Here is a 15,005-nt window from a genome sequence, read left to right on the forward strand (position 1 = left end):
CGACTAATGTTTTTGTGATTGAATTGCTTGTAAATACTTTTCATTTACCCAGTCCCAGTTCACTGTATGCCACCAGTTGGTAACAAATTCTGGGCGACGATTTTGGTACTTTAAATAATAGGCATGTTCCCATACATCAATGACGAGTAATGGAATCTTACCTTCTTGCAAAGGTGTATCTTGATTAGGTGTACTCATTACAGTAAGTTCTTCACCATCAAGGACAAGCCATCCATAACCACTTCCAAAGCGGCTAATTGCTACTTTAGACAGTTGATCTTTTAAGTTGTCAAAGGTATTGAAATAATAATCAATTACTTTTGCAACGTCTCCATTAGGCTCGCCGCCACCCCGTGGGCTCATTACTTCCCAAAAAAGACTATGACAATAATGTCCACCACCGTTATTTCTGACAGCTGTAACAATTTCCTTTGGTAAAGCTTCTAAATTACATAGTAACTCTTCTAAAGATTTATTATGTAATTCCGAATAGTTTTCTAATGCAGCGTTCAAATTATTTACGTATGTCGCATGGTGCTTTTCATGATGAATAGAAAGTGTATTGCTATCGATATATGGCTCTAGTTCATCATAGTCGTATGAAAGCTTTGGCAATTGAAATGAAGACATGACATTCCCTCCTTTCTTTCTAAAAGTTGACCTTGGTAAAAATAATTTACCTGAGTCAAAAATACAACTATTTTTTATACAAGTCAATAGCAATCCTTATAATTTTCTGAAAAATATTACAATAAAAGTAACACTTCGAATTTCGTTTGTGACTCTTATTCTTTTTGCTTATACTGTAAAGTAGTAACGTTTTGTTGAAATAGAAGGAGATCGTTTATGAGTAAAACGAAGCAATTAATAGAGGAAGCGAGTCATTTTATTACGATTTGCTATAAAGAGCTTAATAAAGAACAATTCATAGAAGAACGCATGAAAGAAATTCGAGTTGAAATAGAGAAGACGGGGACGTATGAACATACATTTGAAGAACTTGTTCACGGATCGCGAATGGCATGGCGCAATAGTAATCGATGTATAGGAAGACTATTTTGGAGTAAGATGCACATATTAGATGCACGTGAAGTAAATGATGAGGAAGGTGTATATAATGCATTAATTCATCATATTAAATATGCAACGAACGACGGAAAAGTGAAACCGACAATTACAATATTTAAGCAATATCAAGGTGAAGAAAATAATATACGAATTTATAATCACCAATTGATTCGGTATGCAGGATATAAAACAGAAATGGGAGTGATTGGTGACTCTCATTCAGCTGCGTTTACAGATTTTTGTCAGGAACTTGGCTGGCAAGGAGAAGGTACGAATTTCGATGTATTGCCACTTGTGTTTTCTATAGATGGAAAAGCGCCTATATATAAAGAAATTCCGAAAGAAGAAGTAAAAGAGGTGCCAATTGAACACCCAGAATACCCGATTTCGTCACTTGGAGCAAAATGGTATGGGGTTCCGATGATTTCAGATATGCGCTTAGAAATTGGCGGTATTTCCTATACAGCAGCTCCGTTTAATGGATGGTATATGGGAACAGAGATTGGGGCACGTAACTTAGCGGATCACGATCGTTATAATTTACTTCCAGCAGTTGCGGAAATGATGGATTTGGATACATCGAGAAACGGTACGTTATGGAAAGATAAGGCGTTAGTTGAATTAAACGTGGCTGTTTTACATTCCTTTAAAAAACAAGGAGTTAGTATTGTTGACCATCATACTGCGGCTCAACAATTTCAGCAATTTGAGAAGCAAGAAGCTGCTTGCGGTCGTGTTGTAACGGGCAATTGGGTGTGGCTCATTCCGCCGTTATCTCCAGCTACCACTCATATTTATCATAAACCGTATCCGAATGAAATTTTGAAGCCGAATTTTTTTCATAAATAGTTTGTAGTATAGGGCATTTTCTGTAAAAATATAATTTTTTTTAATTACTGTTACGTAGCAAATGGAAGCCTTTACTATCGGTTATTTTTGGAAGAGGCTTTTTGAACCAAGGAGTTCCTTATGTTATAATCAAATTTCTGTTTCAAAGACCTTATAGAAATATAAGGTCTTTTATTTTGCTTTTTTATGTAAGAGGAATAGAAATTTTCTTTTAAATAAGGGGTTTAGCATATTTTTAGGGACAACATAAGTGTGTAGGAAATAGATGAATTATTATGCTTATATAATCATTGTGTTTTGGGTTTAAACAATAAAACATAATAAAGTTGTTTTTTTAGATTGCTGAGGAAGGAGGAAGTGTAAATGAGGATGAAGAGTCGAAAAACGGATTGGCCTGTATTTCTTATTAGTGGTGGTTCGCTTTTATTATTTGTAATTGCGGTTTTCTTAAATAAAAATTATGTAGAAGGAGTCATTAATAGCAGTTTTGCAGCTTCAATTAAATATTTTGGTGCCTTCTGGCAAGTTTTATTAATTGGTACATTTATTGTTGCAATGTGTATGGCATTCTCGAAATATGGAAGAGTTAAACTTGGGGGATTAGAAAAGCCTGAGATTAGTACGGCAAAGTGGCTTGCTATTATTATGTCGACATTACTTGCCGGAGGTGGCGTTTTTTGGGCAGCTGCAGAGCCAATGTACCACTTGATGACGGTGCCGCCGATACATGAAGGTATATCTGCTGGAACGAAAGAAGCAGTAATGCCTGCTTTAGCACAAAGTTATATGCATTGGGGTTTCTTGGCTTGGACGATTTTAGGTACAATCAGTGCGGTAGTTATGATGTATGGGCATTATCATAAAGGTATGCCGTTAAAACCTCGAACGCTTTTATATCCTATTTTTGGTGAGAAATTGCGAAAGAGTTTGCTTGGAACAATGATTGATGCATTTGCCATTATTGCGGTAGCTGCAGGGACGATTGGACCGATCGGATTTTTAGGCTTACAAGCAAGTTATGGCTTACAAGCATTGTTTAATATTCCTGATGTTTTTACTACTCAATTAGCAATTATTATTTGTGTAGTTGCGGTTTCTACTATATCTGCAGTAACAGGAATTAATAAAGGGATTCAAATTATAAGCGATTTAAATGTTAAATTAGCGATTTTATTAATGGTATTTGTATTATTATGTGGACCAGGTGGATTTATTATTGATTCGTTTGTATCTTCGTTTGGATTTTATATAAATGAATTTATTCCAATGAGCACATACCGCGGTGATACAGGTTGGTTAGGATCGTGGACAATCTTTTTCTGGGGATGGTTTATTGGATATGGACCGATGATGGCAATTTTAGTGAGCCGTATTTCAAGAGGAAGAACGATTCGAGAAATCATCGTTGCAATTGGAATTATTGCACCTATTATTACAACGTTTTGGTTTACAATTCTGGGAGGATCAGGTGTGTTTTATGAATTGATGAAACCTGGTTCTATTTCAAGCGCATTAAGTGAATCGGGTATGCCAGCTGCTATGATTGCAATTACAGAGCAACTGCCACTCTCTCATATTATTGGGCCGGCATTTCTTTTATTAACAATTTTATTTGTAGTGACAACAGGAGATTCAATGGCTTATTCGATTTCGATGGCAGTGACTGGAGACGGAGATCCTAGAATTAGCTTACGAATTTTTTGGTCGCTTATTATGGGAGCAGTTGCGGCAATTCTGTTATACATGGGTGAGGGAAGTATTAATGCATTGCAATCATTCATCGTAGTAACAGCTGTCCCGGTATCCATCCTGTTACTCCCAATGCTATGGCTAGCGCCTAAAGTTGCAGGGGAACTAGCATTAAAACAAGGCATTGTAAAAGAAGAAGATAAAACTAGCTTCTTGTTCCAAAAAGCTAGTAGATCAAAATAAATAATTGTATATTTTATATCAAAAGAGGAAGCATTTCATTTGAGATGCTTCCTCTTTACTACTTATATAACTACCGTACACTGTGCAGTTTCCATCTATTCTAATACTTTATCTTTCGTCTCTGGGACACATAGTAACATTGTAACTAAACCGATTGGATAGATGATGAAGATAAGAGATAATGCTCCCATTAAATTGCCACCTGCAGCAAGTAATCCGATAATAACAGGTCCAAAGCCAGCTAAACCACGTCCAGTACCGAAAATAAAGTTTTCTGCTGTAGATCGAGCTTCAGCAGGATAGTTTTCAGCTAAAATTGCTCCGAAGCCTCCCATCATGCCATTTGCAAAGAATCCAAGTAATGCGCTTCCCCATAACAATAATGTTGAGTCTGTGAATAAGAAGAAGTAAATGAGACAGTATATAGTACCACCGACATAATAGATTGTAAAAGTTTTACGGCGACCAATTTTATCGGCTAGAATACCAAAAGTTGCAATTCCAATTAACATACCGATCGTAGAAATGAACATCCAACCACTTGCTTTTGCTAATGTGTAGTTATATTTATTCGCTAAAATAGTTGGCATCCATGTAAAGATGCCATAATATCCGAAGTTCTGGATGAATGACATAATAATAAGCCCAATTGTTGTTATTGTTACTTTTTTATTTGCAAATAGCTTTCGAAGTGGGAACTTTTTCATTTGTTTTAATTGTTCAGCCTCAGTAGTTGTTAAACTGCCTTCAGCCTCTTTTTGTAACAATTCTTTTTTGTATCGTTGTTTTTGTTCCCATATTTTCGGTTCACTTAAACTTTTTCGTACATAAACAGCTAATAAAGCGGGAATAAGTCCAAATAAGAAAACAGCTCTCCATCCAAAATGCGGGACAATAAATGCTGGAAGGAGTGAAGCCACTAGTACGCCAAATTGCCATCCAAGTGCAACAACGGATGTCGCCTTAGCGCGCATTTCTTTAGACCATGTTTCAGTTACGATGGCCATTCCAATCCCGAATTCACCACCAACTCCCATTCCCACTAAAAAGCGAAGAATTAATAATTGCCAATAATCTGTTGCGAAATAAATAAGTGCTGTTGCGAGTGAAAATAGTAAGATCGTGAAGGCCATTGTACGGATACGCCCAAATAAATCAGCAATAAATCCAAATAAATAAGACCCAATTAGCATTCCTATTGTGGTAGCTAAAGTTAAGTTTCCACCTTCAACAGGGCTTAAATGAAATTCTTTTAAAATGTAGACAAGTACGAAAGATAAGAGCAACATATCTAAGCCTTCTGCTGCATATCCTAGCGCAGACCCAAATAATGTTTTATATCTTTTCTCTTTCGTTTCCTCTGTTGTTGATTGTACATCAGTAGTGACGTTCATCATTACTCCTCCTTATTTTCTTCTACAGTCGCTATGGAAGAATAACAAAAGGCCTTCTCACCTGATATGATGAGAAGGCCAAAAAAGCATACGTATTCCTAAAAAAGGCCATACGTATAGTATATTCCGACTTCCTTCTCAACCTCACGGGGTTGGATTAAAGGACTGTATTATATTACTTTATTTTTAGCACTCTTCTATTGGATTGTCAAATAGAGCGGGAATTGTTATGTGTAAAATATTGCAAAAGATATTTCATTCTTCTTGACGCCCACTTCATTATTTTCCCATAATAAAACTAACTCATATAAAAAGGAATGAATCACAGATGCTAAATTTAGTACTTATGATGATTGAACGCGTCGGGCTTATTGTTATTTTAGGGTTTTTACTTTCGCATATTAAAACGTTCAGGCGCCTTCTTCATAAGCAAGATGGGTATGTAGATAAGCTTAAGCTTATTTGTATTTTTTCAGTGTTTACAATTGTAAGCAATTACACGGGAATTGAAATTGCTGGGAATACAATTATGAATGAAAATTGGCTACAAGGTGTTTCATCATCGAGTACCATTGCGAATACACGTATTATGGGCGTTGGAATTAGTGGATTGCTTGGCGGACCTATCGTTGGAATTGGGGTAGGATCAATCGCTGGTATTCATCGTTATATGCTTGGCGGGACGACGGCGCTAAGTTGTGCAATCTCTTCAATTTTAGCAGGTGTTATAACTGGTTATATCGGATACATTTTCAAAAAGTATAATCGTATAATTACGCCTAAATTCTCAGCGGTTTTAAGTGTGTTTATCGTTTCTTTAGAAATGATTATGATCTTATCAATTGTAGAGGATGGAATGAGTATTGTGAAAACAATTGCGATACCAATGATCCTTGTAAATAGTTTTGGAAGTTTTATTTTACTTTCTATGATACAAGCTATATTGCGTCAGGAAGAGAACGCAAAGGCACTTCAGACTCATAAGGTATTACGTATTGCAGATAAAACGTTACCGTATTTTCGCCAAGGCTTAACAGAAGAATCATGTAAGCATGTGGCACAAATTATTCACCGTTTTACAGGAACAGATGCGGTATCCTTAACAGATACAGAGAAAATATTAGCTCATGTTGGATTAGCATCAGATCACCATATTCCTTCACATAGTTTAATAACTGGTTTGTCGAAAGAAGTGTTACACACAGGGAAAATAATGAAAGCAAAATCACGTGAGGTTATTAATTGTCAACATGAAGGCTGCCCTTTGCAAGCGGCGATTGTTATTCCACTAACTTCACATGGAAATACAATAGGGACATTAAAACTGTATTTCAAAAATCCTAACCAGTTAAGTCGTGTGGAAGAGGAATTAGCAGAAGGATTAGCAAAAATATTCTCTACACAACTTGAATTAGGGGAAGCTGAGTTACAAAGTAAATTATTGCAAGATGCGGAAATAAAGGCATTACAAGCACAAATTAACCCGCACTTTTTATTTAATGCGATTAATACAGTATCAGCTTTATGCCGAACAGATGTAGAAAAAGCAAGGAAGTTATTATTACAGCTTAGTGTGTATTTCCGTTGTAATTTACAAGGGGCACGTCAGTTATTGATTCCACTAGAACAAGAATTAAACCATGTACAGGCATACTTATCGCTAGAACAAGCAAGGTTTCCAAATAAGTATGAAGTAAAGATGTATATTGAGGATGAGCTAAAGACAACTTTAGTACCACCATTTGTTCTTCAACTATTGGTTGAAAATGCGTTGCGACACGCCTTTCCGAAGAAGCAACCAGTATGCGAAGTGGAAGTGCATGTTTTTGAAAAAGAGGGTATGGTTCATTTTGAAGTAAAAGATAATGGGCAGGGAATTGAGGAAGAACGTTTAGAACAATTAGGAAAGATGGTAGTTTCGTCAAAGAAAGGGACTGGAACAGCTTTATATAATATTAATGAACGTCTTATTGGATTATTTGGGAAAGAAACGATGCTTCATATTGAAAGTGAATTAAATGAGGGGACAGAGGTTACTTTTGTTATTCCAAAAAAAGTAGGGGAGGAAGAGCAGATTGTTAAAAGTACTAGTAGTTGATGATGAAATGTTAGCACGTGATGAACTAAAGTATTTATTAGAAAGAACGAAGGAAGTTGAGATAATTGGTGAGGCTGATTGTGTAGAGGACGCATTAGAAGAGTTAATGAAAAACAAACCAGATATTGTTTTCCTAGACATTCAGTTATCTGATGATAACGGATTTGAAATCGCGAATATATTAAAGAAGATGAAAAATCCACCTGCAATTGTATTTGCTACTGCATACGATCAGTATGCGCTGCAAGCATTTGAAGTAGACGCGTTAGACTATATTTTAAAGCCATTTGATGAAGAACGTATTGTACAAACATTAAAGAAGTATAAAAAGCAAAAACAAGCGCAAATAGAAACAAAGCAAGAAATAAAAGGAACAGATGTAACGGCAGAGATGCATAAATTAGCATTACCAATTGAAGAATCAATCGTACTTGTTAATATTGAAGATATTGTATATGTAGGACTTGTAGATGGGAAAGTGACAGTAAAAACAATGAGGGAAATGTATGTAACACACGATACACTTGTGATTTTGGAAAAGAAGTTGCCACAAGCAAGTTTTATGCGTGTTCATCGTAGTTTTATTGCAAATATTAATCACATTACTGAAATTCAGCCATGGTTCAACTCTACTTATAATTTAATTATGAAAGAAGGATCAAAAGTACCTGTTAGTCGTACATATGCAAAAGAACTCAAGAAGCTGCTTCGTATTTAAGAAGCAGCTTTTGTATTTCATCCTTTTATATTTGTAACTGATTCTGTATATTTGACGTTCTGTTATGTAAACGCTTACTAAGTTAATTATATCCTATACAATAAAGGTACCAAATCGAAAGAGGTGGCCAAAATGAGTACGAAAAAAGTATATAGTTTCTTATCACAAGCATTCATATTCTCAGCTATTATGTTAATTTCTAATATTATTGCAACACATTTACCAATTCCGATGCCTTCATCGGTAATCGGGTTAGTCATTTTATTTAGTCTATTATGTTTAAAGGTTATTAAATTGGAACAAGTTGAATCACTTGGAACAGCTTTAACAGGTATTATCGGATTCCTTTTCGTCCCATCAGGTATTTCGGTTATTAATTCTCTTGGTGTAATGGGACAATATTTTGTACAAATTTTAACTGTAATTGTTGTCGCGACAGTTATTTTACTCGCTGTAACAGGATTATTTGCACAATTTATTTTAGGAAAAGATGAAAAAGAAACAGAAGATACAAAAGAATTGAAAGTAGTAAATAAAGGACGCAAGCACGGAAAAGTTGCGTAACCATTTTAGTATATATTGTTAGGAGGGAATGAACATGGCAAGCACAATGACTCCATATTTCGGAATCGTCGTTTCATTAATCGCATACGGAATCGGAACATTATTATTCAAGCATTCAAAAGGGTTCTTCTTATTCACACCATTATTCGTAGCAATGGTATTAGGGATTATCTTTTTAAAAGTAGGTAACTTTACTTTCGAAGAATATAATACTGGTGGAAAAATGATTAGCTTTTTCTTAGAGCCAGCAACAATTGCGTTTGCAATTCCATTATATAAACAAGTCGATAAGTTGAAAAAATATTGGTGGCAAATTTTATCAGCTATCGTGGTTGGATCTATTTGTTCAGTAATTGTCGTGTTCATTGTTGCAAAAGCAATTGGCCTAGATACAGCAGTAATGAATTCAATGTTACCACAAGCGGCAACAACAGCAATTGCGTTACCAATCTCTGAAAGTATTGGTGGTATACCAGCAATTACATCGTTTGCAGTAATCTTTAACGCAGTTATCGTATACGCATTAGGAGCGTTATTCTTAAAAACATTTAGAGTGAAACATCCAATTGCAAAAGGTTTAGCACTTGGAACAGCAGGTCACGCATTAGGAGTGGCAGTAGGAATTGAAATGGGTGAAGTAGAGGCAGCTATGGCAAGTATTGCTGTAACAGTAGTTGGAGTTGTAACGGTAGTTGTCATACCGATGTTCATGCCATTCATTGGATAGTAAAACTTACTTAAAAAATGAGAAAAGCAAGCTATTTGTAGGACAGATTTCTACTGATAGTTTGCTTTTTATGTTACAGTAGTGGTAAGACCTATTGTGACAAAATGTAAGTTTCCTTAAATCTTCATTAATACTGTGTAGAATACGTTTTGAATTAGGTCATTGTATTGTAAAATAAGAAGTAAGCTACTATAGATCTGCTAAGGTAGGCGTATAATGAGCTTATAAAAATCTTAATATGAATGAATAATTAAAAGTAGAAAAGAGAGAAAAATCTACTTATTAACGTTTTACTTTATAGGACAGGAGAGAGTACTCGTCGATTATGCAAATAAAAAACCTGTTTCAAAGCAAAGGATTTCAGAGGTTACTCGTATTAGTAATACTTGCTCTCGTATTATATGGGCTGCAAAGTATGTTGAATTTAATATTAATTACGTTTATTCTTACGTATTTAATGGATCGATTCCAAAAGTTTATTTCTCGTAAATTAGACCACTTTATGCCCATTAATCGAAAGCTCGTTATAGCATTTCTATATGTCATGTTAATTGGCGGAATTGCTATTACGCTATTTAAATATTTACCAGTATTAACGATACAAATTTCACAATTGATTTATCAATTTAACGTATTTTTAAGAAACCCACCGGACAGTGAATTAATTAAGTATGCAGTTAATGCTGTTAATCATATGGAACTTTCGAAGTATGTAGGACAAGGCGTTGACATTTTGTATAAATCGATTACGAATGTTGGAAAATTTGGCCTTCAAGTGTTACTTTCTTTAATTTTAAGTTTATTTTTCTTATTGGAAAAAGCTCGTATCGTTGCTTTTACTGCAAAATTTAAAGAGAGCAGACTTGCAATTTTCTATACTGAAATCGAGTACTTCGGTAAGAAATTTGCACGTTCATTCGGAAAAGTAATTGAGGCACAATTTTTAATTGCAGTTGTTAACTGCGTTTTATCCGTTATTGCATTATGGATATTAGGATTCCCACAATTATTAGGTTTAGCGTTAATGATCTTCTTACTTGGTTTAATTCCAGTAGCTGGGGTTATCATTTCGTTATTCCCGCTTTGTATGATTGCTTACAATATCGGCGGTATTATGTACGTTGTTTATATTTTAGTTATCGTAACAGTCATTCATGCGCTTGAAAGTTACGTGTTAAATCCGAAGTTTATGTCGCAAAAAACAAACTTACCAATTTTCTATACGTTTATGGTATTAATCTTCTCGGAACACTTCTTAGGTGTATGGGGATTAATTATCGGTATTCCAATCTTCATTTTCTTATTAGATGTCTTAGATGTGACAAGTGATGAAATGGAGAAGGACGCTGGAAAAAAATAAAGTGAAGAGAAAAAAGCATCGATATTCGATGCTTTTTCTTTTATAACATGATGTTTCTTATGCCATACTGTAAGAAGAAGATAGAATAGGGGTGAAATAATGGCTGTAAATGAAAAGGTAGAATTAGCTACATTTGCTGGAGGGTGCTTCTGGTGTATGGTTTCGCCATTTGAAGAGATGGAAGGAATTATAAAGGTTGTTTCTGGCTATACAGGTGGTCATAAAGAGAATCCAACATATAAAGAGGTATGTTCAGAAACGACGGGACATTATGAGGCAGTACAGATTACATTTGATGCAAATAAAATGCCGTATGAGGAGTTATTAAATATATATTGGAGACAAATTGATCCGACTGATGTAGGTGGGCAATTCCACGATCGCGGACAGTCTTACGAAACAGTGATTTTTTATCATAATGAAGAACAACATAAAAAAGCAGAGGCTTCAAAAGAAGAGCTTGCAAAGAGTGGGCGCTTTTCAAAGCCGATTGCGACAAAAATATTGCCAGCTGCTACGTTTCATCCCGCAGAGGAATATCACCAAGGATATCATAAGAAAAATGAATTCCGCTACGAGTTATACCGTAAGGGCTCAGGGCGAGATGCGTTTATTAAGCAACATTGGCCAAAGGATAATGCTCATTTAAAGGAAAAACTCAATGAGATGCAATTTTATGTAACACAGGAAAATGGTACAGAACCACCATTTCGAAATGAGTATTGGAATCATAAGGAAGAAGGTCTTTATGTAGATATCGTTTCGGGTGAACCTTTGTTCACTTCTCTAGATAAATTTGATAGTGGATGTGGATGGCCTAGTTTTACGAAGCCAGTTATGTCAGCTAGTGTGAAAGAAAAAATGGATGTGAGTCATAATATGACGCGTACAGAAGTGAGAAGTAAGGAAGGAGATTCACATCTCGGGCACGTATTTCCAGATGGTCCAGGACCGAATGGACTTCGCTATTGTATAAATTCAGCAGCTCTTCGATTTATTCCAAAAGAGGAATTAGAAAAAGAAGGCTATGGTGATTTCCTAATCTTGTTTGAAAACAAAAAATAACCTCGCAGTTAGCGAGGTTATTTTTTTGTTACTTTACTTTTTTCTTTTTAAACTTGCTTAATACTTCATAAACGATTGGAACAATAAGAAGTGTTAATAATGTTGAACTTGTTAATCCACCAATTACTGTTACACCAAGTCCTTTAGAAATTAAGCCGCTACCTTCAAATCCTAGTGCTAGCGGGATAAGAGCACCGATTGTTGCAATTGCAGTCATTAAAATCGGGCGAAGACGTGTTGCGCCAGCTTCTAATAAAGCTTCACGTGTTGATAGACCTTCATTTTCTTTATGAATAACGCGGTCGATAAGCACGATTGCGTTTGTTACAACGATACCGATTAACATAAGGGCACCGATCATTGCAGAGACACTTAACGTTTCACCAGAGATTAGTAAGGCAACAAGAGCCCCAATAATGGTGAATGGTAGCGAGAATAAAATTGCGAATGGTGCAAGAGCCCCGCCAAATGTAACGACAAGAACGAAGTATACAATGGCAATCGCAGCTAACATCGCTAAGCCAAGTTGTTTGAATGATTCTTCAATATCTTTTGTAACGCCGCCCATAGAAACATCTACGCCAGAAGGAAGATCCATTTTATCTACTTCTTTTTGAACAGCGGCAGATGCTTTTGAAACGTCATCAGATGTTAGTTTTGCACTTACTTCTGCATAAACACGGCCATCGCGGTGTTTCACTGTATTCGAAGTTTCTCCTTCTTTTACAGTCATCACATCTTTCACAGCTACTTCATTACCAAGTGGCGTTGTAATTTTACGATTTGTTAAGTCATCGATTGTTTCATAATTTTGTTTTTCAGCTTCTACATATACGTTGACATCTTTACCGTCTTTTTTAATTGTTGTCAGAACAGGGCGATCATGTTGATTAGAAAGTCCCATTCCGATTTGCGCAGCCGTTAGACCCATTTTACTTAGTTTTTCCTGATCTGCGACTAAAGTGTATTCTGCATACGTTTTTGCAATACTAGAGTCTATATCCTTTAAGTCTTTATTTTTCTTCATGATATTTTGAATATCTTTTACGACAGGCTTAATCTCTTCAGAGCTATCTCCGTAAACGTATAGTTTGATTTCATTACTACCGCCGCTTGCTCCGAAGTCTTGGTTTTTCCATTCGCCTTTTCCAGACATCTTCTGTAAATCTTTAACGACTTGTTCTTTCTCTTTTTCGAAGTTTTTCGTGTCGTTATCATATTGTACGAAGAACATTGCTTGGTTTGATTGACCAGGACTCATTGGGTTTTCGCCACCTAATGAGAATTGAATTGTTTTGACGTCTTTATTATCTTGGAAGTGCTTCTCAGCTTTCGTTGCGATTTTTTCAACGTCTTCTAACGTTTGACCTGGTTCAGGGTTGTATGTTGCAATGATCATTTTTTCTTCTTCAGATGGTAAGAAACTTACACCAATGATTGGCACAAGTGCAAGACTACCAACTAATAGAAGGATAGCGATACTTGATGTAATAATTTTGTGATTTAAAGCCCATGCAAGTATGCGTTTATAAATATTTGCTAATTTACTTGGTTTTTCTTCATGATGTACTTCTTTTTCCCTCATGCTCTCTTTCTTAAATAAAGAGTGAGCTAGCATCGGTACGATTGTAACTGCTACTAGCAACGATGCTAATAAAGCGAAGACGATAGTTAAGGCGAATGGTAAGAACATTTCACCAATCATACCTTTTACTAGTCCAAGCGGTAAAAATACAGCAATTGTTACAATGGTAGAAGACATAATCGGAATAAACATTTCTTTCGTAGCTTCACGAATTAAATCTTTTCCGCGTAGTTTCTCTCCTGATAACGACATACGTCGGTAAATATTTTCGATAACAACAATGGAGTCATCCACAACGCGCCCGATAGCGACTGTCATTGCCCCGAGCGTCATAATGTTAAGCGTAATATCCATTTGTTTTATAACTAATACAGCAATTAATAAAGAAAGTGGTATGGAAACGACAGAGATTAATGTTGTTCGGATATTTCGTAGGAACAACATAATAATAACAATCGCAAAGATAGCACCAAAAATGGCTTTACTTAGCATTGTTTCTACTGATTTCTCAATAGGTGCACCTTGGTCGAATGTTGAAATAATCTCTAAGTCTTTATATTTTTTCTCAAGTTCTTTTACTTTATCTTTAACAGCATTTACAACATCAACTGTGTTCGCGTCAGCAGCTTTTACAATTTGAATTCCAATTGCTTCTTTTCCATTTGTTCGAGAAATAGATTCCGCTTTTCCGACCTCCTTAATATCAGCAATTTCGTCTAATGTAACTGTCGGAATCCCGTTGTTCATAGCGGCTGGATTCATTTGCGGCACTTGTGTACCAGCCCCAGCATTTTGACTACCTTGACCGCTTGCTGATGAAGGAACAGCAGGGATTTTTAATTCTTTTAATGCTTTCATTGTTGTAATATTTCCATCTACAACAACTGACTTTTCTGTGTCTTTAAATGTATATAAACCAAGTGGTAAAGATACGTCCGATCCTTTAATTACATTTTTTACAGTATCTTCACTTAAACCTAATTCTTTCATCTTATCTTTTTTGAAGACAAGTTGTACTTCATCTACTTGTTGACCTGAAATTTGAACAGATGCGACCCCATCAAGTCCTTTTAATCCTGGAACAACATTTTTTTCTACATTTTCAGTTAAGGTAGCTAAAGATTCATTTTTACTTGCTACGCTTAATGAAATAACAGGAAAGGCATTGAAGTTTACACGTGAAACTTTCGGGTCCTTTACGCCTTCTGGCATTTTCACATTTGCGAGAGCTTCTTTTATTTCTGTTTCAGCCTTTTCCATATTTTTATCAAAATCATATTCTACCTGAATAGAAGATGCATTTTGAAAAGATGATGAACTAACAACGTTTACACCACTTAAATTTTGCAGTTGCTCTTCCATCGGTTTTGAAATTTTATCAGCTACTTCTTCTGGTGTAGCACCAGGATAAACCGTGGTTACTGTTACGACAGGTGTTGTAATATCAGGAATTGTTTCTAGCTTCATATTCAGCCCAGAATAAATACCTGCAATGGTAACAATAATGGTTAGTAGCCAAACTGCGAACTTATTTTTTAACGAAAAATTAATAATTTTGTTCATGTTTGCGCTCCCTTTGTATTGTATTGACCAACTGGTCAGTCTAATACATAATATAACTGACTGATTGGTCAGCCGTCAATGA

11 protein-coding genes are annotated in these 15,005 nt (G+C 35.6%); 8 read left to right on the forward strand and 3 right to left on the reverse strand.

Annotation, left to right across the window (positions count from 1 at the left end; genetic code table 11):
• Nucleotides 1-3: 3 nt before the first annotated feature.
• Complete coding sequence (sodA, locus tag AC0NJG_RS22225) at nt 4-630, reverse strand: superoxide dismutase [Mn] (RefSeq protein ID WP_474063450.1); 627 nt, start codon at nt 628-630, stop codon at nt 4-6.
• A 216-nt stretch (nt 631-846) separates the two neighbouring features.
• On the opposite strand from sodA, the gene AC0NJG_RS22230 reads away from it, so the two are divergent.
• Both AC0NJG_RS22230 and AC0NJG_RS22235 read left to right on the forward strand, forming a co-directional pair.
• A complete protein-coding gene (locus tag AC0NJG_RS22230; protein WP_474063451.1) occupies nt 847-1,917 on the forward strand; it encodes a nitric oxide synthase oxygenase in 1,071 nt (356 codons plus the stop codon).
• Nucleotides 1,918-2,280: 363 nt separating this feature from the next.
• Nucleotides 2,281-3,849, forward strand: coding sequence for a BCCT family transporter (locus AC0NJG_RS22235; RefSeq protein WP_061184141.1), 1,569 nt, complete (start codon nt 2,281-2,283; stop codon nt 3,847-3,849).
• 95 nt (nt 3,850-3,944) lie between these two features.
• On the opposite strand, the gene AC0NJG_RS22240 is transcribed toward AC0NJG_RS22235, so the two are convergent.
• Complete coding sequence (locus AC0NJG_RS22240) at nt 3,945-5,243, reverse strand: MFS transporter (RefSeq protein ID WP_087955237.1); 1,299 nt, start codon at nt 5,241-5,243, stop codon at nt 3,945-3,947.
• A gap of 328 nt (nt 5,244-5,571) precedes the next feature.
• On the opposite strand from AC0NJG_RS22240, the gene lytS reads away from it, so the two are divergent.
• The 6 genes from lytS (at nt 5,572) to msrB (ending at nt 11,775) form a co-directional block, all read left to right on the forward strand.
• The gene (lytS, locus tag AC0NJG_RS22245; RefSeq protein WP_474063452.1) at nt 5,572-7,341 is read left to right on the forward strand and encodes a two-component system sensor histidine kinase LytS; all 1,770 of its coding nucleotides are present in this window, start codon (nt 5,572-5,574) and stop codon (nt 7,339-7,341) included.
• A complete protein-coding gene (locus AC0NJG_RS22250) occupies nt 7,319-8,059 on the forward strand; it encodes a LytR/AlgR family response regulator transcription factor (protein ID WP_087955235.1) in 741 nt (246 codons plus the stop codon). The genes lytS and AC0NJG_RS22250 overlap by 23 nt, the downstream gene beginning before the upstream one ends.
• Nucleotides 8,060-8,191: 132 nt before the next feature.
• The gene (lrgA, locus tag AC0NJG_RS22255) at nt 8,192-8,623 is read left to right on the forward strand and encodes an antiholin-like murein hydrolase modulator LrgA (protein WP_000104901.1); all 432 of its coding nucleotides are present in this window, start codon (nt 8,192-8,194) and stop codon (nt 8,621-8,623) included.
• 34 nt (nt 8,624-8,657) lie between these two features.
• Nucleotides 8,658-9,350: an antiholin-like protein LrgB gene (lrgB, locus tag AC0NJG_RS22260; protein ID WP_029440323.1), complete on the forward strand. Its 693-nt coding sequence runs from the start codon at nt 8,658-8,660 to the stop codon at nt 9,348-9,350.
• A 325-nt stretch (nt 9,351-9,675) separates the two neighbouring features.
• On the forward strand, nt 9,676-10,710 hold the full coding sequence (locus tag AC0NJG_RS22265; RefSeq protein ID WP_001166019.1) for an AI-2E family transporter: 1,035 nt from the start codon (nt 9,676-9,678) through the stop codon (nt 10,708-10,710).
• A 99-nt stretch (nt 10,711-10,809) separates the two neighbouring features.
• Entirely contained in the window at nt 10,810-11,775 is a 966-nt protein-coding gene (msrB, locus tag AC0NJG_RS22270; RefSeq protein ID WP_474063453.1) for a peptide-methionine (R)-S-oxide reductase MsrB, read from the forward strand.
• A gap of 28 nt (nt 11,776-11,803) precedes the next feature.
• Here msrB and AC0NJG_RS22275 read toward each other — a convergent pair whose 3' ends face one another.
• The gene (locus AC0NJG_RS22275) at nt 11,804-14,923 is read right to left on the reverse strand and encodes an efflux RND transporter permease subunit (RefSeq protein WP_474063454.1); all 3,120 of its coding nucleotides are present in this window, start codon (nt 14,921-14,923) and stop codon (nt 11,804-11,806) included.
• Between the last annotated feature and the right edge of the window lie 82 nt (nt 14,924-15,005).

The sequence above is a fragment of the Bacillus sp. SSR7 genome, from assembly GCF_055902415.1.

Coding starts and splice junctions, on each gene's coding strand:
- sodA (WP_474063450.1), bottom strand. CDS start 630: ATGTCTTCATTTCAATTGCCAAAGCTTTCATACGACTATGATGAACTA.
- AC0NJG_RS22235 (WP_061184141.1), top strand. CDS start 2,281: ATGAGGATGAAGAGTCGAAAAACGGATTGGCCTGTATTTCTTATTAGT.
- msrB (WP_474063453.1), top strand. CDS start 10,810: ATGGCTGTAAATGAAAAGGTAGAATTAGCTACATTTGCTGGAGGGTGC.
- lrgA (WP_000104901.1), top strand. CDS start 8,192: ATGAGTACGAAAAAAGTATATAGTTTCTTATCACAAGCATTCATATTC.
- AC0NJG_RS22230 (WP_474063451.1), top strand. CDS start 847: ATGAGTAAAACGAAGCAATTAATAGAGGAAGCGAGTCATTTTATTACG.
- AC0NJG_RS22265 (WP_001166019.1), top strand. CDS start 9,676: ATGCAAATAAAAAACCTGTTTCAAAGCAAAGGATTTCAGAGGTTACTC.
- AC0NJG_RS22275 (WP_474063454.1), bottom strand. CDS start 14,923: ATGAACAAAATTATTAATTTTTCGTTAAAAAATAAGTTCGCAGTTTGG.
- AC0NJG_RS22240 (WP_087955237.1), bottom strand. CDS start 5,243: ATGAACGTCACTACTGATGTACAATCAACAACAGAGGAAACGAAAGAG.
- lrgB (WP_029440323.1), top strand. CDS start 8,658: ATGGCAAGCACAATGACTCCATATTTCGGAATCGTCGTTTCATTAATC.
- lytS (WP_474063452.1), top strand. CDS start 5,572: ATGCTAAATTTAGTACTTATGATGATTGAACGCGTCGGGCTTATTGTT.